General features: G+C 67.4%; 19 protein-coding genes. 14 read left to right on the forward strand and 5 right to left on the reverse strand.

Annotated elements, in window-relative coordinates:
• Together HG262_RS16615 and HG262_RS16620 are read right to left on the reverse strand one after the other, a co-directional pair.
• Window positions 1–1287 (reverse strand): Zn-dependent hydrolase (locus HG262_RS16615; protein ID WP_169272056.1); only part of this gene is annotated, 1287 nt, incomplete at its 3' end.
• A gap of 120 nt (window positions 1288–1407) precedes the next feature.
• Entirely contained in the window at window positions 1408–2202 is a 795-nt protein-coding gene (locus HG262_RS16620; protein ID WP_169272057.1) for an enoyl-CoA hydratase/isomerase family protein, read from the reverse strand.
• Between the two features lie 137 nt (window positions 2203–2339).
• Here HG262_RS16620 and HG262_RS16625 point away from each other — a divergent pair, with 137 nt between their 5' ends.
• Window positions 2340–3269 carry an SDR family oxidoreductase gene (locus HG262_RS16625; protein WP_169272058.1) on the forward strand — a complete coding sequence of 310 codons (930 nt, stop codon included), beginning with the start codon at window positions 2340–2342 and terminating at the stop codon, window positions 3267–3269.
• Here HG262_RS16625 and HG262_RS16630 read toward each other — a convergent pair.
• Window positions 3215–3958 (reverse strand): TetR/AcrR family transcriptional regulator, encoded by a 744-nt coding sequence (locus HG262_RS16630; RefSeq protein WP_169272059.1) that lies wholly within the window; start codon window positions 3956–3958, stop codon window positions 3215–3217. The two genes, HG262_RS16625 and HG262_RS16630, sit on opposite strands and share 55 nt — an antisense overlap.
• 101 nt (window positions 3959–4059) lie before the next feature.
• Here HG262_RS16630 and HG262_RS16635 point away from each other — a divergent pair, with 101 nt between their 5' ends.
• The 9 genes from HG262_RS16635 to HG262_RS16675 all read left to right on the forward strand — a co-directional run bounded on the left by HG262_RS16635 (window position 4060) and on the right by HG262_RS16675 (window position 14950).
• Window positions 4060–5682, forward strand: coding sequence for an acyl-CoA synthetase (locus HG262_RS16635; RefSeq protein WP_169272060.1), 1623 nt, complete (start codon window positions 4060–4062; stop codon window positions 5680–5682).
• Between the two features lie 141 nt (window positions 5683–5823).
• The gene (locus tag HG262_RS16640; protein ID WP_169272061.1) at window positions 5824–7680 is read left to right on the forward strand and encodes a phosphoenolpyruvate carboxykinase (GTP); all 1857 of its coding nucleotides are present in this window, start codon (window positions 5824–5826) and stop codon (window positions 7678–7680) included.
• 235 nt (window positions 7681–7915) lie between these two features.
• A complete protein-coding gene (locus HG262_RS16645) occupies window positions 7916–8926 on the forward strand; it encodes a PDDEXK nuclease domain-containing protein (RefSeq protein ID WP_348984400.1) in 1011 nt (336 codons plus the stop codon).
• Window positions 8923–9552 (forward strand): class I SAM-dependent methyltransferase, encoded by a 630-nt coding sequence (locus HG262_RS16650; protein ID WP_169272062.1) that lies wholly within the window; start codon window positions 8923–8925, stop codon window positions 9550–9552. The genes HG262_RS16645 and HG262_RS16650 overlap by 4 nt, the downstream gene beginning before the upstream one ends.
• A 258-nt stretch (window positions 9553–9810) precedes the next feature.
• Window positions 9811–10599 carry an SDR family oxidoreductase gene (locus tag HG262_RS16655; RefSeq protein WP_169272063.1) on the forward strand — a complete coding sequence of 263 codons (789 nt, stop codon included), beginning with the start codon at window positions 9811–9813 and terminating at the stop codon, window positions 10597–10599.
• A gap of 63 nt (window positions 10600–10662) precedes the next feature.
• Window positions 10663–11904 (forward strand): styrene monooxygenase/indole monooxygenase family protein, encoded by a 1242-nt coding sequence (locus tag HG262_RS16660; RefSeq protein WP_169272134.1) that lies wholly within the window; start codon window positions 10663–10665, stop codon window positions 11902–11904.
• A complete protein-coding gene (locus HG262_RS16665) occupies window positions 11901–12410 on the forward strand; it encodes a flavin reductase family protein (RefSeq protein WP_169272135.1) in 510 nt (169 codons plus the stop codon). The genes HG262_RS16660 and HG262_RS16665 overlap by 4 nt, the downstream gene beginning before the upstream one ends.
• 24 nt (window positions 12411–12434) lie before the next feature.
• Entirely contained in the window at window positions 12435–14057 is a 1623-nt protein-coding gene (locus HG262_RS16670) for an NAD(P)/FAD-dependent oxidoreductase (protein ID WP_169272064.1), read from the forward strand.
• Complete coding sequence (locus HG262_RS16675; RefSeq protein WP_169272065.1) at window positions 14054–14950, forward strand: transporter; 897 nt, start codon at window positions 14054–14056, stop codon at window positions 14948–14950. Before HG262_RS16670 ends, HG262_RS16675 begins: the two co-directional genes overlap by 4 nt.
• A 136-nt stretch (window positions 14951–15086) precedes the next feature.
• Here the strand turns inward: HG262_RS16675 and HG262_RS16680 are convergent, their stop codons facing one another.
• Both HG262_RS16680 and HG262_RS16685 read right to left on the reverse strand, forming a co-directional pair.
• Window positions 15087–16115, reverse strand: a complete 1029-nt coding sequence (locus HG262_RS16680) for an AraC family transcriptional regulator (protein WP_169272066.1) — start codon at window positions 16113–16115, stop codon at window positions 15087–15089.
• A gap of 235 nt (window positions 16116–16350) precedes the next feature.
• Complete coding sequence (locus HG262_RS16685; protein ID WP_169272067.1) at window positions 16351–17214, reverse strand: pirin family protein; 864 nt, start codon at window positions 17212–17214, stop codon at window positions 16351–16353.
• Between the two features lie 166 nt (window positions 17215–17380).
• Here HG262_RS16685 and HG262_RS16690 point away from each other — a divergent pair, with 166 nt between their 5' ends.
• The 4 genes from HG262_RS16690 (at window position 17381) to HG262_RS16705 (ending at window position 23561) form a co-directional block, all read left to right on the forward strand.
• Complete coding sequence (locus HG262_RS16690; protein WP_169272068.1) at window positions 17381–17917, forward strand: DNA-deoxyinosine glycosylase; 537 nt, start codon at window positions 17381–17383, stop codon at window positions 17915–17917.
• A 566-nt stretch (window positions 17918–18483) separates the two neighbouring features.
• Window positions 18484–19245: a sulfate reduction electron transfer complex DsrMKJOP subunit DsrO gene (gene dsrO, locus HG262_RS16695; RefSeq protein ID WP_169272069.1), complete on the forward strand. Its 762-nt coding sequence runs from the start codon at window positions 18484–18486 to the stop codon at window positions 19243–19245.
• A gap of 19 nt (window positions 19246–19264) precedes the next feature.
• Window positions 19265–20299, forward strand: a complete 1035-nt coding sequence (nrfD, locus tag HG262_RS16700; protein WP_169272070.1) for an NrfD/PsrC family molybdoenzyme membrane anchor subunit — start codon at window positions 19265–19267, stop codon at window positions 20297–20299.
• 148 nt (window positions 20300–20447) lie between these two features.
• A complete protein-coding gene (locus HG262_RS16705) occupies window positions 20448–23561 on the forward strand; it encodes a tetrathionate reductase subunit A (protein ID WP_248293382.1) in 3114 nt (1037 codons plus the stop codon).
• Window positions 23562–23589 lie beyond the last annotated feature (28 nt).

A 23589-nucleotide genomic window follows, 5' to 3' on the forward strand; every position in this document is an offset into this window, starting at 1 on the left:
GCCGCGCAGCACCCGGTCCAGTTCCAGCACCGACTGGTACAGGACGCGGGTGCCGTCCAGCAGCTGCGCGGGTTCGATCCATTCCTCCGGGCAGTGGCTGCGGCCGTTCAGGCACGGGATGAAGATCATGCCGATGGGGCCGGTGGGCGCCATGTACACGGCGTCGTGGCCCGCGCCGCTGGGCAGGCGCATCGACGCGTAGCCCAGTTGGTCGGCCGCGGCCTTGACCGCGTCCATCACCCGCGGCGAGCAATCGGTGGGCTGCGCGCGGCTCAGTTGCGTGACGCCGGCCGTCAGGCGCAGCGCCTTCAGGTCGTCGGCCACGCCCGCCATCAGCGTTTCGGGGAACGTGTCCAGAACGGCATTGCTGTCGCTGCGCATTTCCAGCGTCAGCTCCACCCGGCCGGGCACGGCGTTGGCAGCGTTCGGGGTCATCGACAAGCGGCCCACGGTGGCCACCACGTAATGCGGATTACCGCTGGCGGCGCTGGCCTGGCGGCTGGCGGCATCGATGATGCGGGCCGCGCCCACCAGCGCGTCGCGGCGGATGTCCATCGGCGTGGTGCCGGCGTGGTCGGGCTGGCCTTCCACCACGATCAGCACGCGGCGGATGCCCACGATGTTGGTGACCACGCCAATCGGCAGGCCGCGGCTTTCCAGCACAGGACCTTGTTCGATATGCAGTTCGACGAACGCGGCGGTGTCGCCCGCGCCGCGCAAGGGCGCACTCAGCGCGCCCGGGTCGCCGCCGATGCGGGCGATGCCTTGGGCCAGCGTCTCGCCGTCCGGGTTGCGGGCGGCCAGCATGTCCGCCGACAGTTGGCCGGAGAGCGCGCGGCTGCCCACGCACGAGATGCCGTAGTCGCTGGGCTCTTCGGACAGGAAGTCGATGACCTCGAACGGATGCGCCAGTTCGATGCCGTGCTCCTGCATTGTGTGCGCGACTTCGATGCCGGCCAGGACACCGATGATGCCGTCAAAGCGGCCGCCGGCCATGACGGTGTCGCAATGCGAACCGGTGGCAATCGGCTTGCGGGCGGGGTCGCGCCCGGCGCGGGTGCCGATCAGGTTGCCGCCGGCGTCCAGGCGGGTGGCGAGGCCCGCGGCTTCGAACTCGCCGCGCAGCCAGGCGCGGGCCTCGTCGAACAGCGGCGAAAAGGCGCGTCGCGTCCAGGGGACGTCGGGCAGGGTGAATCGGGACAGGGCGTCAACGCGGGCCCACAGACGGTCGGCATTGAGTGGGGGGAACTGGGGGGAAGGCGAGGCGGGGGGTGTTGCGTGCGGCATGAAGATTCCTGAAGATGCGCCATGGATTATGTCATGGCGGTCGCGCGCGCCCGGACGCATCGTTCAAGAGGTCGCGAAAGGCGAATCGCCACGTGGGGAATCGCCGACCGCGCGGCGCCATCAGGACGCCAGGCGCCACGACGGTTCGCGCTTCTCGAGGAAAGCGGCCACGCCTTCACGGGCTTCTTCGGTGCTGCGGCAGGCCGCGATGCGTTCAACGGTGTCGGCAATCAGCGCGGCGTCGATGGGCTGGCCGGCAAAGTCGCGGACCAGCCGCTTGCTGGCCTGGACGGCGTCGGGGCCGTTGGCGCACAGCGTGCGGCAGATCGCCTCGGCCTCGTCGTGCAGCCGCTCGGCCGGTACCGCGTCGTGCAGCAGCCCCAGGCGCAGCGCGGTGGCCGCGTCGAAGCGCTCGGCGGTCAGGAAATAGCGGTTGGCCGCGCGTTCGCCCATGGCGCGGATCACATAGGGGCTGATGGTGGCCGGCAGCAGGCCCAAGCGGGTTTCAGACAGGCAGAAGTGCGCGCTGTCCGCGGCGATGGCGATGTCGCAGGCCGAGAGCAAGCCCATGCCGCCAGCGTAGGCGTCGCCGTTTACGCACGCCACCACGGGCTTGGGGCAGGCCCAGATCGTGTGCAGCATGTCGGCCAGCCGGGTGGCATCGGCGCGATTGTCGGCGTCGGTATGCGTGGCCATCTTGCGCATCCAGTTCAGGTCGCCGCCCGCGCAGAATGCCTTGCCGGCGCCGGTCAACAGCAGCACGCGCACACGGGGATCCTGCGCCGCCTGCCTGACGGCGCGGGTCAGCGCGGCAATCAGGGTTTCGTCGAAGGCATTGCGCATGTCGGGACGGTTCAGCGTCAGGCGGACGATGGCCCCGTCGTGGGCGACGTCCAGGGGGGCGTGCAGAGTCATGCCGGGTCTCCTGTTGTATTGAATAGGGCTCAATAAGCCAGGTGCTACTAGTCAATGATTCTAGGGCTATTTTGAGTAATTCGCGATGCAATCTGATCAAGTATTGAGTTATCCTCAAAAAAATAACGGAGCGAGACATGAATCCACAATTGGGCGGCGCCGCCGCCGACCAGCGCTACGCATCGGTGTTCCGGCCCGGGCTGTACGACGGCAAGACCATCGTGGTGACGGGCGGCGGCAGCGGCCTGGGACGCTGCACCGCGCACGAATTGGCGGCGCTGGGAGCGAGCCTGGCACTGGTCGGTCGCAAGCTGGACAAGCTTGAGGCGGCGGGCCAAGAGATTGCCCGTATCTATCCGGAGGCGGCCGGGCGCATCAGCCTGCATGCCTGCGATATCCGCGACGAGGCCGGCGTGCGCGGCGCGGTCACCGACGTGCTGGCCCGGCATGGCGCCATCGACGGCCTGTTCAATTGCGCGGGCGGGCAGTTTCCGGCGCCGTTGGACCGCATCAGCTTCAACGGCTGGAACGCGGTGGTGCAGAACAATCTGCACGGCACCTTCCTGATGGCGCGCGAGGTCTATACGCAGCACATGCGCCAGCACGGCGGGGCCATCGTCAACATGCTGGCGGACATCTGGGGCGGCATGCCGGGCATGGGGCATTCGGGCGCGGCGCGCGCCGGTGTCTGGAATCTGACCGAGACCGCGGCCTGCGAATGGGCACATGCGGGTGTGCGCGTCAATGCGGTGGCGCCGGGCTGGATCGCGTCCAGCGGCATGGACAGCTACGACGACCAATACCGCGCCGTGCTGCGCGAACTGAAGACCAAGGTGCCCCTGCAACGCTTCGGCACCGAGGCGGAACTGGCGGCGGCGGTCGTGTTCCTGCTGTCGCCCGCAGCCGCGTTCATCAATGGCAGCGTCATCCGCGTGGATGGCGGCGTGCCCAACGCGCGGCACTCCTGGTCGCTGCAGCCCGCCGAGCGCGGCGAGGTCTACAACGGCTTTCCTCAGTACGTGCCGCCGTCCTTGTTCTTGGACTCGTCGGACGCTTCTGACGCCTGAAGCCGATGCAGGGCGTCGCGCACTTCTCCACGGAACCGGGCCAGCGCCAGGGCGTCCTGGCGGGGCGGCTGCAAGGCCTGCCACAGGAAGCCGACCAACTGGTCGGCGGTGGCCGCCACGTCCACCCGCGCGCCGCGCAGGATGGCGTCCCACAGCACGTGCTCCATCGGGCCGTAGACCGACGAACGCAACAGCCGCAAGGGCATGTCCCGGCGGATGTCGCCGTCGGCCTGGCCCTGGGCCAGGATGCGCATCAGCGGCGCGGTGTAGCGGCGCTGCAGCCCGGCGTAGACCTCGCCGAAATCGTCATTGCGGGCACGCCCCTCGGACAGGATGAAGGCGCACAGCCCCGGCCCTTCGGCCAGCAGGTGGCGCAGGTGCGTATGCACCAGGTAGTGCAGCTGGGCGCGAGCGCCCTGCACGTGGGGCAGGCTGTCTTCCACCTTGCCGATGATCTCGTCGTACCAATCGCTGATCACCCGTACGCACAGTTCCCGCTTGCCGCCGAAGTAGGTGAAGATCGTGGCTTCGGACACGCCCAGCCGCTGGGCGATCTCGGTCGTCGTGGCCGCCTGGAAACCGGCTTCCGAAAAGACCTGGCGGGCCATGTGCAGGATGTCGCGGATGCGCTGTTCGGACTTGGCGCTGGCCGGTGGGCGGCGGATCGGGACGACTGGGGGTTTTTCCATGCGGACGGCAAAGGGGCGGGTAGGCGGGGCTTATTATTGAGCCAGGGTCAGGCAAGTTGAGCAAGCCCTGGATGATCCATAACAACATCAGAGACGAAACCATGCTGTCCCGAGCGGAATCCTATAAGCAGCTTGTGTCCCAATTCCAATGGCAGGTGCCGGCGGCGTTCAATATCGGCGTCGACGCCTGCGACAAGTGGGCGGACGGCAGCGGACGGGTGGCCCTGATCTACGAAAAGAGCGACGGCGCGCAAACGCGCTACACCTTCGACGACATCAAGGCGCAGTCCAACCGCCTGGCGCACAGCCTCACGCGCCACGGGGTGCGGCGCGGCGACCGCGTGGCGGTGTATTTGCCGCAAGCGCCCGAGACTGCCGTGACGCACATCGCCGTCTACAAGATGGGCGCGGTGGCGGTGCCGCTGTTCACGCTGTTCGGCGTCGACGCCATCCAGTACCGGCTGGCCAACAGCGGCGCGGCGGCGCTGGTGACCGACGCCGAGGGTTGCCGCAAGCTGCGCGAAATCCGCGCCAGCCTGCCGGACCTGAAGGTCATCTATTGCATCGACGGCGAAGGCGAGGGCGGCGCGGTGCCGTTCCATCCGGCGCTGGCCGCCGAGTCCGACGACTACACCCCGGTGGCGACGGCGGCGGACGACCCCGCAGTCATCATCTATACGTCGGGTACCACGGGTAAGCCCAAGGGCGCGCTGCATGCGCATCGCGTCCTGCTGGGACATCTGCCCGGCGTGGAGATGTCGCACGAATTCTTCCCTGAAAACGCCAGGCTGATGTGGACGCCGGCCGACTGGGCATGGATCGGCGGCCTGCTGGACGTGCTGCTGCCGTCGTGGCACCACGGCGTGCCCGTGCTGGCGCGCCGCTTCGAGAAGTTCGACGGCACGTCGGCCCTGGAACTGATGGCGCGCCATGGCGTGACCCACACCTTTTTACCGCCCACCGCGCTGAAGATGATGCGCGGCGCGGCCTATCCCGACGCGGCGGGCCCCTTGGCCCTGCGCTCGGTGGCCAGCGGCGGCGAATCGCTGGGGGCCGAACTGATCGACTGGGGCCGCCGCGTGCTGGGTGTCACCATCAATGAGTTCTACGGGCAGACCGAATGCAACATGCTGGTGTCGTCGTGCTCGTCGCTGTTCGATCCGGAAATCGGCGCGATCGGCCGCGCGGCGCCCGGACACCGGGTGGCTATTGTGGATGAGCAGGGCGTGGAAGTGGCCGATGGACAAGAGGGCAACATCGGCGTATTGCGACCCGACCCCGTCATGTTCCTGGGCTACTGGAACAACCCCGAGGCCACCGCCGAGAAATTCGTGGGCGACTACCTGCTGACTGGCGACCTGGGCGTGCGCGACGCGCAAGGCTTCATCCGCTTCGTGGGCCGCAACGACGACGTCATTACCAGCGCCGGCTACCGCATCGGCCCGGCCCCCATCGAAGACTGCCTGATCGGCCATCCCGCCGTGCGCATGGCTGCGGTGGTGGGGGTGCCCGACGAGCAGCGCACGGAAATCGTGATGGCCTATGTGGTGCTGAACGACGGCTTCGACGGCGACGACGCGCTGGTCAAGGCGTTGCAGGCCCATGTCCGCACGCGGTTGGCCGCGCACGAATACCCGCGTGCGATCCGGTTTGTAACCAGTTTGCCGACAACCGCCACGGGCAAGATCATCCGCAGGGAGTTGCGTGACGGCCGGTATGTCTGAGCGGTCTCAACCCGTGACAAACTCGTCCATGTGGATGGGTTGACGGGTTGCCCGGCGCTGCAAGTATGATGGCGCAAATTACATACGGCCCCACGCAATTGGGGCCGTATCACCATTTGTCTAAGTATGGAGATAGCCCCAATGAATAAGCCATTGGATGGGGGCCTTGCGGCGTTGAACGTGCCGGCCTACGTCAAACATCGCGGCCTGATCGACTGGGTGGCCAGTTTTGTCGCGTTGGCCAAGCCGGATCGCGTCGTGTGGTGCGACGGATCGCAAGAAGAATATGATCGCCTGTGTGAACAGATGGTCCAGTCGGGCACGATGCGCAGGCTGAATCCCGCCAAGCGGCCCAATTCCTTTCTGGCCTGCTCGGATCCTTCCGACGTCGCGCGCGTCGAAGACCGCACCTTCATCTGTTCGGACCGGCCTGAAGACGCCGGCCCCACCAACAACTGGGCCGACCCGGCCCAGATGCGCGACACGCTCAACGGCCTGTTCGACGGCGCCATGCGCGGCCGCACCCTGTATGTCGTGCCGTTCTCGATGGGCCCGCTGGGCTCGGACATCGCCCACATCGGCGTGGAACTCTCCGACAGCCCCTATGTGGCCGTGAACATGCGCATCATGACGCGCATGGGCAAGCAGGTCTACGACGTGCTGGGTACGGACGGCGATTTCGTGCCTTGCGTGCACTCCGTGGGCAAGCCCCTGGCCGCCGGCGAAGCCGACGTGGCCTGGCCGTGCAACCCCACCAAGTACATCGTGCATTTCCCCAAAAGCCGCGAGATCTGGAGCTACGGCTCGGGCTATGGCGGCAACGCGCTGCTGGGCAAGAAGTGCTTTGCGCTGCGTATCGCCTCCACGATGGGGCGCGACCAGGGCTGGCTGGCCGAACACATGCTAATCCTGGGCGTAACCTCGCCCAAGGGCCGCAAATACCATGTGGCCGCCGCGTTCCCGTCCGCCTGCGGCAAGACCAATTTCGCCATGCTGATTCCGCCGCAGGGCATGGATGGCTGGAAGGTCACCACCATCGGCGACGACATCGCCTGGATCAAGCCGGGCGCCGACGGCCGCCTGCACGCCATCAACCCGGAAGCCGGCTATTTCGGCGTGGCCCCGGGCACCAGCGAGCAAACCAACTTCAACGCCATGGCCACCTTGAAGGCCAACGTGATCTTCACCAACGTGGCGCTGACCGATGACGGCGACGTCTGGTGGGAAGGCATGACCGACACGCCGCCCGCGCACCTGATCGACTGGCAGGGCCAGGACTGGACGCCCGCCATCGCGCGCGAAACCGGCCGCAAGGCCGCGCACCCGAACGCGCGCTTCACCGCGCCGGCCGCGCAATGCCCGTCCATCGACCCGGAATGGGAAAACCCCCAGGGCGTGGTCATCGACGCCTTCATCTTCGGCGGCCGCCGCTCCACCACGGTGCCGCTGGTGACCGAGGCGCGCAACTGGGTCGAAGGCGTCTACATGGCCGCGACGATGGGTTCGGAAACCACTGCCGCCGCCGTCGGGCAGCAGGGCGTGGTGCGCCGCGACCCCTTCGCCATGCTGCCGTTCTGCGGCTACAACATGAGCGACTACTTCAACCACTGGCTGAAGCTGGGCAAGCAGATGGAAGCCGCCGGCGCCACCTTGCCGCGCATCTACTGCGTCAACTGGTTCCGCAAGGGCCCGGACGGCAAGTTCGTCTGGCCCGGCTTCGGCGAAAACATGCGCGTGCTGCGCTGGATGCTGGGCCGCATCGACGGCCAGTCCAAGGGCGTGGACCAGGTGTTCGGCATTTCGCCCAGCTATCAGGACATCGATTGGACGGGGCTGGAGTTCACGCCGGACAAATTCGACCAGGTCATGTCGGTGGACGCCGCCGCCTGGCGCGACGAACTGGCACTGCATGACGAGCTGTTCGGCCAATTGGCCCAGGGCCTGCCCGAAGACCTGCCGGCCACCAAGGCCAAGATCGAAGGGCGCCTGGCAGCCTGACCGCTGACTGCGTCTGAAAAGCCCGTGTGCCGCATAGGCACGCGGGCTTTTCTATTTCATGATGACTTTTTCCCAGGGCATTGCGAGCCTGCGGGGTATTTGAGGAGTCATTGTGGCGAAACCGAAGCGGGAACGGGTAGTGGGCGATGCGGCACAAGCGTCGACGCAGTTCGTGGACACGGCAGCGGGCTCACCGTTTGCTGAATCCGCCGCGTTGCTTGGCGATATCAAGGCGATGATCGAAGCGGCTCGCCAGCGCGCGGCGTCAGCGGTCAACAGTGAACTGACGATGCTCCACTGGCGCATCGGCCATCGCATTCATACGCAGGTTCTGGCGGGGCGGCGGGCTGACTATGGCGTGGGGCTGCTCGCGGCGCTGGCGGCGCAGTTGGTCAAGGGCTACGGAGGCGGCTTCGCCGTGAAAAACCTGCGCCGCATGGTGCAGTTTGCGGTCGCGTTCCCAGATGAAAAAATTGTCGTATCACTGATACGACAATTGAGCTGGACGCACTTTATCGCGCTGATCCCTCTAAAAGAGCCCCTTCAGCGAGACTTCTACGCGCAGATAGCCAGCGCCGATCGCTGGAGCGTCAGAACGCTGCGCGAGCGGATCGGCTCAATGCTCTACGAGCGCACCGCGTTATCTCGTCAACCGGACAGGCTGGTCGCACAGGAATTGGAAACCCTGCGTAATGCGCAACGGATGTCGCCCAGTCTGGTGATGCGCGATCCCTATATCCTCGATTTTTTGGAACTGCGCGACACCTGGCAGGAAAGCGACCTGGAAGCTGCCATCATCCGCGATATGGAATCCTTTTTGCTTGAACTGGGGGCGGGCTTTACCTTTGTGGCCCGGCAAAAGCGCATCCAGATCGACGACGACGACTTTTACCTTGACCTGCTGTTCTACAACCGCAAGTTGCGCCGGCTGGTGGCGGTGGAGTTGAAGGTGGATGAGGTCAAGGCGGCCTACAAAGGCCAGATGGAGCTTTACCTGCGGTGGCTGGATAAATTCGAGCGCGAGCCCGAGGAAGCCGCGCCGCTGGGCATCATTCTTTGCGCGGGCAAGAAATCCGAGCAAATCGAGCTCTTGGAACTGGACAAGTCAGGCATACACGTGGCGGAGTATCTGACCGCCTTGCCGCCGCGGGCGGTGCTGGTGGATCGGTTGCAGCAGGCCGCTAGCCGGGCGCGTGCGCAGATCGAACTGCGGGGCATGGCGGAACGAGGCACAATGGCTTCATGAAACTGGACCCGGAAGACCTTGCCAAGATCAGCGCGCTGACGCTTGCGCACTATGAAGAGAACGCGGAATCGTTCGAGGCCGGCACGCGCGACCACGATGTCAGCCAGAACATCGCCGCGTTGCTGCGGCATATCCAGGGCAAGCCGCCCTACGACATCCTGGACCTGGGATGCGGCCCTGGCCGCGACCTGAAGACTTTCGTGGCGCTGGGCCATCGGCCGGTGGGGCTGGACGGAACGGCCAGCTTTGTCGGCATGGCGCGCACGGCCAGCGGCTGCGAGGTCTGGCACCAGGACTTCTTGAAACTGGCTTTGCCTGCGGAGCGCTTTGACGGCATCTTCGCCAATGCCGTGCTGTTCCATGTGCCCGGTCAAGAGCTGCCCCAGGTGTTGCGTGCGCTGCGCGCCGCGCTCAAGCCGGGCGGCGTGCTGTTCAGTTCCAACCCGCGAGGTGGCAATCAGGAAGGATGGAACCGTGGGCGCTACGGGGTCTATCACGACCTGGACGGCTGGCGCAGCCTGCTGGCGGATGCCGGGTTCGAAGAGCTGGAACATTACTACCGCCCGGAAGGGCTGCCCCGCGACCAGCAGCCCTGGCTGGCCAGCGTCTGGCGGCGGACGGGCTAGCGCAGCTCGCACCCGCGTCACCGCCGGTACACACCCCGTAATTCCCGCCGCCGCGCAAGCACCCCGCGCCGCGGCCGGCTGCGCTTGAGCAGAAAATGGACAGCGGCCGCGATTTCCGGCCATCGTGTCCAGCCGGCCCCCCCATTGCCCCGAATAAGCGCAGCCTGCGGATAGCGGCTGCCGGATCCGGCTACGCCCGCCACGGCGCGCGGCGTCAGTATTCGCCTCACTCAGTCAGCAATGCGGGGAGGTGATGTGATGAAGGGTCTGGCAAACAAGGTGGCCATCGTGACCGGCGGCGCCACATTGATCGGCGCGGGCGTGGTCCAGTCGCTGCGCGACAAGGGCGTGCGCGTGGCGCTGTTCGACATCGACGCCGCCAATGGCGAACGCGTGGCCGGGGGGGACAAGGCCGGCACGCGTTTCTGGCAAGTGGACATTACCGACGACGCGCGATTGGCGCGCGGCGTGGCCGAGGTCGTGTCGCACTTCGGCCGCATCGACTATCTGGTCAACCTGGCCGCCACGTATCTTGACGACGGCGCTGCCTCCGGCCGCGTCGATTGGTTGCGGGCGCTGGACGTCAACGTCGTCAGCGCCGTGATGGCTGCCCGCGCGGTCCATCCCCATCTGGTCGCCGTCGGCGGCGGCGCCATCGTCAATTTCACCAGCATCTCGTCGCGCGTCGCGCAGACCGGCCGCTGGCTGTATCCCGTGTCCAAGGCGGCGTTGTTGCAGGTGACGCGCAGCTTGGCCATGGACTACGCCGCCGACGGTATCCGCGTCAATTCGGTATCGCCGGGCTGGACGTGGTCGCGCGTGATGGACGAACTGACGCAAGGCGACCGCGCCAAGACCGACCGCGTGGCGGCCGACTACCACTTGCTGGGGCGCGCGGGGGATCCCGCCGAAGTCGCCGAGGTGGTCGCGTTTTTACTGTCGGACCACGCCAGCTTCGTCACCGGCGCCGACTACGCGGTGGATGGCGGCTACTGCGCCATGGGGCCGGAGCAGGCTCGGCCTGCGATTCCCCGTCTGGCGGAGTAAGCCTGGGAAATGAACGGGCCTGCGGCGAGGGCGGCGGGCCAGGCAAACGAAAGGAGATGAATGATGCGTCGAATCGCGATCGTGGGCGGCGGCCAGGCCGGACTGCCTCTGGCCTTGGGCCTGCTGGACAAAGGGTACGAAGTCACCGTGGTCACGAACCGGGACCCGGACAACATTCGCAATGGCAAAGTGATGTCCAGCCAATGCATGTTCGATGCGTCATTGCAGATCGAACGCGACCTGGGCCTGAACCAGTGGGAAGCCGACTGTCCGACCGTTGACGGGATCGGGCTGGCGGTGCCGCATCCCGAGCATCCCGGGCATAAGCTGATCGACTGGGCCGCTCGGCTGGACAAGCCGGCGCAGGCGGTGGACCAGCGCATCAAGATGCCGGCGTGGATGGAATTGTTCGCGGCCCGCGGCGGCAGGCTGCTGATCCAGGACGGCGGCGTCGGCGAACTTGAACTGCTGGCCGCCTCGCATGACCTGGTGCTGTTGGCCGCCGGCAAGGGCGATGTCGTCAAGCTGTTCGAGCGGGATGCACAACGGTCGCAATTCGACCGGCCGCAGCGCGCGCTGGCGCTGACCTACGTCTCGGGCATGCGCCCCGCGCCGGACTACTCGCGCGTCGCCTTCAACCTGATTCCGGGCGTAGGCGAGTACTTCGTGTTCCCGGCGCTGACGACGGGCGGTCCCTGCGAAATCATGGTGTTCGAGGGCATCCCGGGCGGTCCCATGGATTGCTGGCGCGACATCAAGTCGCCGCAGGCACATCTGGCGCAAAGCCTGGACGTCCTGCGCACCTACCTGCCCTGGGAGGCCGACCGCTGCCACGGCGTGGAGCTGACCGACGCCAATGGCATCCTGGCCGGCAGTTTTGCGCCCACGGTGCGCAAACCGGTGATGACCTTGCCGTCGGGCCGGCTGGTGTTCGGCCTGGGCGACGCCGTGGTGACCAACGACCCGATCACCGGCCAGGGCTCCAACAACGCGACCAAGGCCTGCGCCGTATACCTGGAGGCGATCCTGGCGCATGGCGACGCCGCGTTCACGGCCGACTGGATGCAGCAGACCTTCGAGCGCTTCTGGGAGTACGGCGGCGCGGTGGTGGAATGGACGAATTCGATGCTGATGCCGCCCGCGCCTCACTTGCTCAAGTTGTTGAAGGCGGCCGAGGATTCGCCGGCGCTGGCCGGCGCCGTCGCCAACGGCTTCAACCACCCGCCGTCCTTCTTCCCGTGGTGGCGGGACGAGGTCGCGTGCGACGCGTTCATCGCCGCCAGGGCGGCACGGGCGGCGGCATGACGGCGCCGCTGGACTGGGGCAGTACCGACCTGCATCCCAAGGTCCTGCGCGGCGTGCTGGGCAGCTACCCGACGGGCGTGGCCATCGTGGCCACGCGCTGCCCGGACGGCCGCAAGGTCGGCCTGACCATCAATTCCTTCGCCTCGCTGTCGCTGGACCCGCCGCTGGTGCTGTGGAGCCTGGTGAACCATTCGCCCAATCTGGCGGCGTTCCGCGATTGCCGCCACTTCACGATCAGCGTGCTGGCCTGCGGCCAGGAAGCGCTGGCGATGCGCTTTGCCAGTTCGGCCGTCGCCGACAAGTTCGATGGCACACCGCTGCATGAAGTGCCGGAAGGCGTGCCCGCCATTGCGGGGGCCGTCGCCACGCTGGTATGCGCCAATGACCAGCAGAACGCGGCCGGCGACCACTTGCTGCTGTTCGGCCGTGTGCTGCGCGTTGCCAGCGTGGCGGCGACCCCGCTGGTGTTCCATGCCGGGCGCTTCACCGCGCTGACCGCCGCATAGCGGCTTTCCCTGTCGGAGACCATCATGGCCACAGAGTCAGACGCGCAGGTCGTCATCGTCGGCAGCGGGATGAACTCGCTGGTCTGCGCCGCGCTACTGGCGCAGCGCGGCAAATCGGTGCTGGTGTTGGAACGCAACGACCGGTTGGGCGGATGCATCCGCACCGAGGAGTTGTTTCCCGGGTACCGCCACGATGTGCTGTCGTGCTGGTATCCGCTGTTCATGGGCAGCCCGGCCTATGCGGCGCTGAAACCCGCGCTGGCCGAGGCCGGGCTGGTGTTCATGCAAGGCGAATACGCGACCGGGCTGGTGCGGCCCGATGGCTCGGGCCTTGCGTTCAAGCAGGATGTCCAGGACAGCGCGCGGCGGCTCGACGCGTGGGCCGAGGGCGATGGCGCGGCATTCGCCGCCATGGCGCAGCGGCTGTTCGGCGAGGATGCGGCGTTGACGTTCGGCCTGCTGGGGCAGAACCCGTACGGCGCCGGCATGCTCAAGCTGTTGTTCAAGGAATGGCGCAAGCGCGGCATGGACGGCCTGGCCGCATTCGCGGCCGATTCGATGGAGCCGTTTCGCCGATGGGCGGACCGTGAACTGCGGTCCGATGCCGCCCGCGCCCTGATCGCGCCCTGGGTGCTGCACACGGGGCTGGGCCCCGACGATGCGTGTTCCGCCTTGATCGGCAAGCTGACCTTCGCCGCCGTGGTCGCCGGCGGCATGCCGGTGGTCAAGGGCGGCGGCAGCGGCGTGGTGGATGCGCTGGCGACGGTGATAGAACGGAACGGCGGCCGCTTGCTGACCGGCACGGCGGTCGAACGCATCCTGATCCGTCGCGACGGCCGCCGCCGCCGTGCGACGGGCGTGGTGGCGGGCGGCCGCGAATACCGGGCGGCCGAGGCGGTGGTCTGCAACGTGACGCCCGGGCAGTTGTACGGGCAGTTGCTGCCCGACGCGCCCGCGCCCTTGCGCCAGCGCGCCGCCGGCTACCGCTACGGCCGTGGCGGCATGCAGATCCATTTCGCGCTGGACGCGCCGCCTGACTGGCTGACGCCCGAACTGCGGCACGTGCCGCTCGTGCATCTGACCGAGAGCATGGAGCAGGTGTGCGCGTCGGTGACCGAAGCGAACAACGGCCTGTTGCCAGCGCGTCCGACGCTGGCCATCGGCCAGCCTGTCGCGGTGGATCCCACCCGCGCGCCGGCCGGCGGCTGGATCCTGTGGGTGCAGATGCAGGAACTGCCGGTGCGTGTCAAAGGCGACGCTTTGGGCGAGATCGCGGCGCCTGCCGACGGGCGCTGGACCCCCGCCTTGCGCGAGGCGGTTGCGGACCGCGTGCAGGCGCGGCTGGAACCGGTCATGCCGGGGCTGGCGCGGCGCATCGTGGGGCGTCGCAGCTACTCGCCGGCGGACCTTGAAGGCCTGAACTGCAATCTGGTCGGCGGCGACCCCTATTCGGGCGTGTGCTCGCCCGACCAATTCTTCTGGCTGCGGCCCTTCGCGGGCGGACAGGGCGCGCGCGGGCACAGGACGCCGCTTCCCAACCTTTTCCATATCGGCGCTTCCACCCATCCCGGCCCGGGCCTGGGCGGTGGCTCCGGCTATCTCGTCGCGCAACATCTGGCGCCCCGCAGGGGCAGGAGCGGAACATGAGCAGACACCTTGAACGCCGGCGGCTGGCCTGTGCCGTGGCATTGGCGCTGGCGGGCACCGCGGCCCACGCCACCGAGGGCGGCGGGCTGGGCATCTATCCCGACGGCCTGGAGAACTTCATGTCGGGCGCGCTGCCGCCGCCCGGCGTGCATATGCTGGTCTACGGCGGCGGGGCGCGCTACGACACGTTGCGCGGCAACGACGGCGAGCGCGTGCCGGTGCCTGGCTTCAAGGTCGACGTGAATGTGTTGGCGCCGCGCCTGATCTGGGTGACCGAGCAGCAGGTGATGGGCGGGCAACTGGCCTTCCACGCGATCGCACCCCTGCTGGACGTGACGTTCAAGGCGGCCGGTGAGCGCTACCGCAGCACCGGATTGGGCGACATGACGCTGGGCGTGGCGCTGGGCTATCACGTGTCGCCGACGCTGCATTACGTGGTCGGGCTGGACATGTACGCGCCGACGGGCGAGTACGACCGCAAGGACCCGTCCAGCCTGGGCAAGAACTACTGGACGGCCCAGCCCGTGTTCGCGCTCAGCCGGATCAGCCCCGACGGCTTCAATGCGGACCTGAAGCTGATGTACGACTTCAATTTCCGCAATTCCGCCACGGACACGCGTTCCGGCCAGGCCATCCACGCCGACTACGCGCTGGGCTGGGGCGTGGGCAAGGGCTGGGTGCTGGGGGTGGGCGGACACGCCTTCCAGCAGGTGACGGACGACAGCGGGCCAAACAGCGCCGCCGGCCGCGCACGCGCGTTCGGGGTTGGCCCCTCGGTGCGTTACCTGAACGACAAGGGCTGGCTGTTCACCGCCAAGTGGCAGCAGGAATTCAAGGTGAAGAACCGGCCCGAAGGCTCGCAGCTGTATGTGAAGCTGGCGATTCCGTTCTAAGCCTGTGGAACCGGTTGCCGATCGTTCAAGCCAAGCCTGCCCGCGTCAGTCGGCCTTCAGGTCGATGTCGCGGGTGACCGCGCCCAACCGTTCGACATCCGCCTCGCGTGCGCTGGCGGCGGCCGGCGCAGCCCCTTCAGCCGCAACGGCGCAGGCTCTGGCTCGGGCTTTCGCCGTACCGTGCTTTATAGCCGGCGCTGAAGCGGCCCATATGCGCGAAGCCCCAGCGCAACGCCACGCTGGCGATATTGTGGCTTTCGCCTGACAGAAGTTCGGCGCGGGCGCGTTCCATGCGCAGGTCGCGCAGGTAGTGCATCGGGCTGACATTCAGGAATTCCTTGAACCCCGCGTACAGGCTGCGCACGCTGACGCCGGCGATGCGGGCCAACTGCTCGGCGCTGACGGGTTCGTGCGCGTGGGCTTGCAGATAGTCCTGCACGCTGCGCACATGGCGCGGCAACACTGCGGCGCGGCGGCCGGGAGCCACGCAGGTGTAGTTGTGCGGATGCGCGGACAGCAGGGTGGCGGCGACCAATTGCTCCATCTGGTGCACGATCAGCTTGTGCGTGGCCAGATCCGCGTGTTGCGAGGAACAATCCAGCAGATAGGTCATCAGGCAGCGCCACGCCGGGCAGTCGCGCCAATGGAATCCCAATTGGAAACGCAGCGGACGGTCCAGCGTACCGCCCAGTTGGCCCACCAGGGTGCGCTCCAGCAGCGACCGGCCCACGCGAAGCATGAACTGATCGCTGTCGTCGCTCCAGCGCATGGCCAGGTCGTCGTCGGGGCTGACCACGGATGCGACATCGGGCGTGGAGTCCACCTGCTGGGGGCCACTGGTAATACGCGCCGATCCCGACAACGGCATCTGCACCAGGAAAAAGTCTTCCAGCGGGCCCGGCCGGATCTCGACCTGGGCGCCGTAACGCAGGCGGTTCAGCGAGACGTCGCCCAGCGGCTGGTGATGCATGCGCGCGTCCAGGCGCTGCATCGGGCCCACGACGCCCAATTGATGCGGCCGCATCACGCGGCCGACCATCGAGCGGGCCTCGTCCAGATCGCCCGAGGCGAACAACTGCTGCGCCGGCAGTCCCAGGACAGACTCGATGCGCGGCGCGGCAGGGGGCCAGGGCGTGCGGGTGGCGGACAGCGTCGGATTGAGCATGGCTGGGGGTTCCTCCCGCGTTTGGGGCCTTGACGGCTTCGATAGTAAAGCTGCGCCGCACACCGCGGACTGCTGGAAAACCCGTCCCGAAGTGGGCGATCCTGGCCGCTTTCCGCACACGCTATCCGCGGAATGCAAAAAACCGCAGCCGGGGCCGCGGTTCTTTTCGGCGGGATTAACCGCCGTCAAAGGAAAGGCATATTGCGGGGGCGGGCGTTGCGCCCGCCCCGTTGCCTCAGTGCATCTTCCCGTAGCGGCCGGCGTTGAAGTCCTGGATAGCTTCGACGATTTCCGCTTGCGAGTTCATCACGAACGGGCCGTAACCCACCACCGGCTCATTGATCGGCTCACCGCTCAGGACCAGGAACACGGCGTCGTTGTTGGCTTCGACCGTGATGTCTTCCCCGTCCTGCGAGAACAGCGCCAGATGCGCGTCGCGGGCGACGGATTCGCCGTTGACCAGCACCGTGCCGCGCAGCACCACCAGCATGCTGTTGCGACCCGCGGCGACGGGAAACGTCGCGATCTTGCCCGCATTCAGGCGCACATCCCACACGTCCATGGGCGTGAAGGTGCGCGCCGGACCGGCCTGGCCCGCGAAACTGCCCGCGATCACCCGCAGCGACCCCGCATCGTCCGGCAGCGCCACCACGGGGATGTCCGCATTGAGGATGCCTTGGTACCCCGCTGGCGCGGTCTTGTCCCGGGCGGGCAGGTTGACCCACAACTGCACCATCTCCAGCTCGCCACCCGACCGGGTGAATGCAGGGGAATGGAATTCCTCATGCAGAATGCCCGAGGCCGCTGTCATCCATTGCACGTCGCCGGGCCCGATAACGCCGCCGTTGCCGGTGGAATCACGGTGCTCGACTTCGCCGCTGTAGACGATGGTCACGGTTTCAAAGCCGCGATGGGGGTGCTGGCCCACGCCGCGAGGATGGTCGGCCGGCTCGAACTTGGCCGGGCCGGCGTAATCCAGCAGCAGGAACGGGCTGACGTTCTTGCCTTTATCGTTGTAGGAGAACATCGAGCGCACCGGGAACCCGTCGCCCACCCAGTGGGGGCGGGGAGCAGCGTGCAAACCGAGGATCTTCTTCATGGCGTCTATTCCTATTGCGCGGCCCCTGCGGGGCCGTTCGTCATAGGGTTAAAGATAAGGGCGGAACGTTGGTTTCGGTAGTCCCTGCTATTGATAAGCACTGTTCCATAGATCGGACGATGCCCAGCGCCGTCACGCCCGGTGCCGTCTGTCGTATCCTTGCCCGATGGAACTACGCGCGGACACGGCCCAGGAAGGGCACAACCATCACGTCCGGGGCTTCGCCCCTGTTGCAACCCCCCATTCGCGGGTGCTGGTCCTGGGCTCCATGCCCGGCGTGGCCTCGCTTGTGCAGGCCCGCTACTACGCCCACCCCCGTAACGCATTCTGGCCCATCGCCGCGCAGGTCCTGGGCTTCGATCCCGCCCTGGACTACCCCCGCCGCCTGCAGGCTCTGCAAGCCGCCGGCGTCGCCCTGTGGGACGTCCTGCAAGCCTGCGAACGCCCCGGCAGCCTGGACGCCAACATCCGCCACGACACGCTCATCCCGAACGATTTCGCCGCCTTCCTGACGGCCCACCCGGCCATCACCCGCATCTGCTTCAACGGCGGCAAAGCCGCCACCCTGTACCGCCGGCACGTCCTGCCCACGCACCCCCAGACCCACCTGGAATACGTGGACCTTCCCTCCACCAGCCCCGCCCACGCCGCCGTCTCCTTCGAGACAAAGCTCGGAGCCTGGCGACAAGCACTCACCGCCTGAGCAAGACGACCCCCCGCAGCGTCCACTGCACCCACCGCAACACTCCCGCGCAACACTCCCCCGCAACACCCCGCCACGTATGCCCGATAAGGCCGCGCAGGGCGGCCTTATCGGGCGGGCATACCACCTCTTCCAACAGCATCTTCAGCTTCACCGGAACGTCAAGCACACCGTCCCCCCCAACGGCCGTGGCATGACACGGCTGGAGCTGGTTGTCGCGCGGGCGGGGGTGGGACGGCCGTTCGGTGACGCCCGACGGAATCCGAAGGGAGCCGAAGGCGGACGAGGATGAGGACGGGGGAGTCCGGCCCCCGCGGGCCGGACCGTCATCGTTGGCCGAGCCACCCCCGCCCGCGCGACAACCGGCGCCCCAAGAACCCAGCAACCCGCAGCGGCAGCGCCAGCGGCAAGGGCAACGGCAAGGGCAAGGGCAAGGGCAAGGGCAAGGGCAACCTGCGACTCCCTCACCCCGTATCTGTCCCCCAATTGATTCAAATCAACCCTCTATATAACTCCCAGTGATAAGTTAATAACAACAAAAAGTAACCGCCCCGGAGCCCCAAGCAATGCCCCCCTCAGCAGAACCCCCCCTACCCAGTAAACGCGGTTTCCTGAAAGGACTTCTCGGCCTGAGCGCCGCCGCCACCATCATCCCCATCCACGCCGAGGCCACCGGCCTGAACGGCCAGCCCCCGCGCCGCCCCGGCATCCCCGGCAAGCGCTACGGCATGGTCGTCGACATGCGCAAATGCATCGGCTGCCAATCCTGTACGGTCAGCTGTTCCATGGAAAACCTGCCCCCCATCGGGCAATTCCGCACCACCGTCCTGCAATACGAAGTCACCCCCGACGACGGCAGCCCGGCCGCCATGGTCATGCTGCCGCGCCTGTGCAACCACTGCGACAACCCGCCCTGCGTCCCCGTCTGTCCCGTGCAAGCCACCTTCCAGCGGGAAGACGGCATCGTGCTGGTCGACAACGAACGCTGCGTCGGCTGCGCCTACTGCGTGCAAGCCTGTCCCTACGATGCCCGCTTCATCAACCACGAAACGCAAACCGCCGACAAGTGCACGTTCTGTGAACACCGCCTGGAAGCCGGCCTGTTGCCGGCCTGCGTGGAAAGCTGCGTCGGCGGCGCGCGCGTCATCGGCGACATGAATGATCCGGATAGCGCCATATCCCGATTGCTGGTCGAACACAAGGCCGACATCAAGGTCTTGAAGCCCGAAATGAAGACCGACCCCCACGTCTATTACATCGGCCTGCCCGACGCGTTTGTCCATCAGGTCGACGGCCAGGGCGGCGTGCGCCTGGCTGGCGGACATTGAGCCAACACAGGGGACTTTCATGCAGATCTCGGAATTGCTTACGCCGGTCTATGACGCCGCCTGGCTGCCTTGGGCCGTGCAGTATTTCTTTCTTATCGGCATCAGCGCCACCACCGCGTTGACCGCCGCCTTCGCCGCCTTCGGCCCCGAGGGCTCACCCGCGCGCCGATTGCTGCCTGCGGCGGCGACGGTGCTGCTGGTGACCGCCGTCGCGGCACCCGTGTCGCTGCTGGCGGACTTGCACCAGCCCGGCAGATTCTGGCACTTCTACACGCAAGCCACGCCGTGGTCGTGGATGTGGCTGGGCGCCTTGCTGCTGCCCGTGTTCGCGGGCCTGGCCGTGCTGTTCTGCGCCGCCTGGTGGTGGGGCCGCATCGGCTGGGTGCGCGTGCTGGGCGCGGCCCTGGCGATGTCCGCCGTGTCGATCCTGGTCTATACGGGCGCCGAAGTCATGGTGCTGCGTTCGCGGCCCCTGTGGCACACCGTATTCCTGCCCGTGAACTTCGCGTTGACCGCCTGGTTGGGCGCGCTGGGCGCGATGTTCCTGGTGGGCCGCTGGCTGCCGGGCGGCATGAAGGCCTTGCCGGTGGGCATGCTGCGCCAGCTGAGCCTTGCTGCGGTCGTGCTGATGGCGCTGGGCGCCGGCGCCTGGGCCCTGCTGGGCACACTGGGCGTGGACCCGTCGTTCGACGCCGCCTTGCGGCTGTTCGCGGACTTCCCGATCTGGCGCATCAGCCTGGCGGGCGCCGTCATCACGGCCTTTTGCATGATCGCGCTGCTGCAGCGCCCGGCGCATGCGCTGGCGGCGCCGCTGCCTTCGGCCGCGCTGGCGCTGACCATGCTGGCCGCCGCGTGGATCTTTCGCTGGGTGGTGTTCATGAGCGTGCAGGGCGTGCCCAAGTACGGTGCCGGCCTGTACCTGTACGACATGCCCTGGGGCAGCGACGGCCTGCTGGGCATGGTCGGGGTGCTGGGCCTGTGCGTGGCGCTGGTCACCGCTGCGGTCTGGGCCCTGGAACGATTCCCGGCGCGCGCGCGCGGCATGGCGGCCTGATCCGGCCGCAAGACGAATGCACATGGAAGACAAAGCAATGGATAAGCAACACGAAGACAACAAGCCCGGCGCGGCCCCTGTGCCTGATACGCCCGATGCGGCCGGCACGCCCGGCGATGCCGTGGCCGACGCGGCGCGGCGCAAACTGATGGTGCGGGGCGGTTTGGTCGCCGGCGGCATGGCGGCCTTTGCGGCCGGCTATGGTGAAACCGTCACCCGCGCCGTGAAGGGCCTGGCGCACGGCACTGCCGGCGTCCCCACCGCGAATGCCGTGCGCGGAAATTCGCTGACGGCGGAATTCCGCATCGACCCGCTGACCGGCGCGCTCGCCGCCCAGCCGGGCCAGACGGTCAGCCCCTCCAGTTGCCTGGGTTGCTGGACGCAATGCGGCGTGCGGCTGCGCGTGGATACCAAAGAAAATCGCATCCTGCGCGTGGCGGGCAACCCCTACCATCCGCTGGCGACCACGCGCCCCGCCGCGATGGAAACCCCCGTGCGCGAGGTCTATGCGCAACTCGGGGGCGAAAACGGCCTGGAAGGCCGCGCCACATCGTGCGCTCGCGGATCGGCCATGCTGGAACAGATGAACAGCCCGTTCCGCGTGCTGCAACCGATGAAACGGGTCGGCGGGCGGGGCGAGGGCAAGTGGCAAAGCATCTCGTTTGAACAGCTGGTGCAGGAAGTATGCGAAGGCGGCGACCTGTTCGGCGAAGGCCATGTGGAAGGCCTGCGCGCCATCTTCGACCGCGACACGCTGCTGGATCCCGACAATCCGGAGTATGGCGCCCGTGTCAACCAGTTCCTGTTCACCGACGCCTCCAACGAAGGCCGCACGCCGCTGATCCAGCGCTTTGCCGCGCAGTCGTTCGGCACCGTCAACTTCAGCAACCATGGTTCGTATTGCGGTCAAAGCTTCCGCGTGGGCGCGGGCGCCGCGCTGGGCGACCTGAAGGGCATGCCGCACGGCAAACCCGATTGGGACAATGCACGCTTCGGCCTGTTCATCGGCGCGGCGCCGGCGCAAGCGGGCAACCCGTTCCAACGCCAGGCCCGGCAACTGGCCGAGGCGCGGGTGCGGCCTGAGGCGGACAGCTTCACGTATGTCGTGGTGTCGCCCGTGCTGCCCGCATCCTCCAGCCTGTCAGCGGGCTCGGGCAACGAATGGCTGCCGGTGAACCCTGCCAGCGACCTGGCGTTGGCGATGGGCTTGATCCGCTGGATCCTCGACAACGAACGCTTCGACGCCCGCATGTTGGCGCAGCCCGGCCCCGCTGCCATGAAGGCGGCGGGCGAAGCGGCCTGGACCAACGCCACGCATCTGGTGGTGGCCGAACCCGGCCACCCGCGCCTGGGCACATTCGTGCGCGGCGCGGACCTGGGCTGGCCGCGTCCGGCCGACGCCGACGAAAAATGGGAGGACGTCTACGCGGTGCGCCTGGAAGATGGCACATTGGCGCCGCACACGGCCGCCTCGCCCGCCACGTTGTTCGTCGACGAGCGCATCGCCGTGCCCGGCATGGCCGGTGGTGCGGAAACCGTGCGCGTCTGTTCATCCCTGGCCTTGCTGCGCGAGGAATCGCACCGCAAATCGCTGGACGACTACGCCGGCTTGTGCGGCGTGCCGGCCGACAAGATCGCTTCGCTGGCCAAGCGCTTCACCAGCTACGGCAAACGCGCCGTGGCCGACGCGCATGGCGGCACGATGAGCGGCTCGGGCTTCTACACGGCCTACGCCATCGCCATGCTCAACACGCTGGTGGGCAATCTGAACGTGGACGGCGGCCTGGTGCTGGATGCCGGCCCGTTCCCGCCTTACGGCCCCGGCCCGCGCTACAACATCGCGGGGTTCGCCAACCGCGCCACGCCTAAGGGCGTCGCCTTGTCGCGCAACCGCTTCCCGTACGAGAAGTCCAGCGAATTCAAGCGCAAGAAGGCCGCGGGCCAGCCGGCGTATCCGGCGTCCGCGCCCTGGTATCCGGCCACCGGCGGCCTCAGTTCCGAGATGCTGGCGTCCGCCCTGGCGGGGTATCCGTACCGCGCCAAGGTCTGGTTCAACCACATGAGCAACCCGATCTACGGCATCGCAGGCTTGAAGGGCGTGATCATCGACAAGATGAAAGACCCGCGCATCCTGCCGCTATCGGTATCGATCAACGCGTTCATCAATGAAACCAACGCGCTGGCCGACTACATCGTGCCGGATACCGTCACCTACGAAAGCTGGGGCGTATCCGCGCCGTGGGCCGACGTGGTGGCCAAGGCGTCCACCGTGCGCTGGCCCGCCGTGCAGCCGCGCGTGGCGCGCACGGCCACCAACGAACCGGTCTGCCTGGAGACTTTCCTGATCGCCTGCGCCAAGCGGTTGGGCATGCCGGGCTTTGGCGAAAACGCGATCTCGGACAAAGAGGGCGCAAAGTACGCGCTGGACACGCCTGAGGACTTCTTCCTGCGCGGCATGGCCAACATCGCGTTTGCAGCCGGCCGAGCCGTGCCCGAGGCCAGCGACGACGACATGGCGCTGACCGGCGTTGACCGCTACCGCGACCTGCTCCAGCACAAGCTGAAACCGGGCGAATGGCGCCAGGTCGCCATGCTGATGAGCCGGGGCGGGCGTTTCGACAAGATGGAGGATGCCTGGGTGGACCAGGGTCAGAACCGTCATACGCGCCAGGCCTACGCCAAGCCCTTGCATATCTGGAGCGAGGAACTGGCGGGATTCCGCCACGCGATGACGGGCGAGCGCTATAGCGGCTGTCCCACCTGGTATCCGGCGCGCCTGGCTGACGGCCGCGACGTGCGGACGGAATACCCGGCCCAGCAATGGCCCTTCCTGCTCAGCTCGTTCAAATCGAACCTGATGAGCTCCATGTCCATCGGCGTGAACCGCTTGCGCCAGGTGCATCCGCATAACCCGGTGTCGATCAACCGGCAGGACGGCGAACGCCTGGGCCTGCGTAATGGCGACCCCGTGCGCATCGTGACGCCGGGCGGCGCGGTGACGGGGCTGGCCCTGCTGCGCGACGGCATCCAGCCCGGCGCGGTTGGCATCGAGCATGGCTACGGCCATACCGAACTGGGCGCGCGCGTCCATGTGGTCGACGGCAAGCCCATGCCGCATGATCCCGCGCTGGCGGCGGGCGTCAACCTGAACGACCTGGGGTTCGGCGACGCCACGCGGGGCGAACACGCCAACGTCTGGATCGACTGGGTGTCCGGCGCTGCGGTGCGCCAGGGCCTGCCGGCGCGGATCGAACGCGCCTAGGCGACCGTGGCGGCCGATGCCGGTGCGC

Origin of the sequence: Achromobacter sp. Bel (assembly GCF_012928505.1) — a bacterium.
GTDB lineage: Bacteria > Pseudomonadota > Gammaproteobacteria > Burkholderiales > Burkholderiaceae_B > Achromobacter.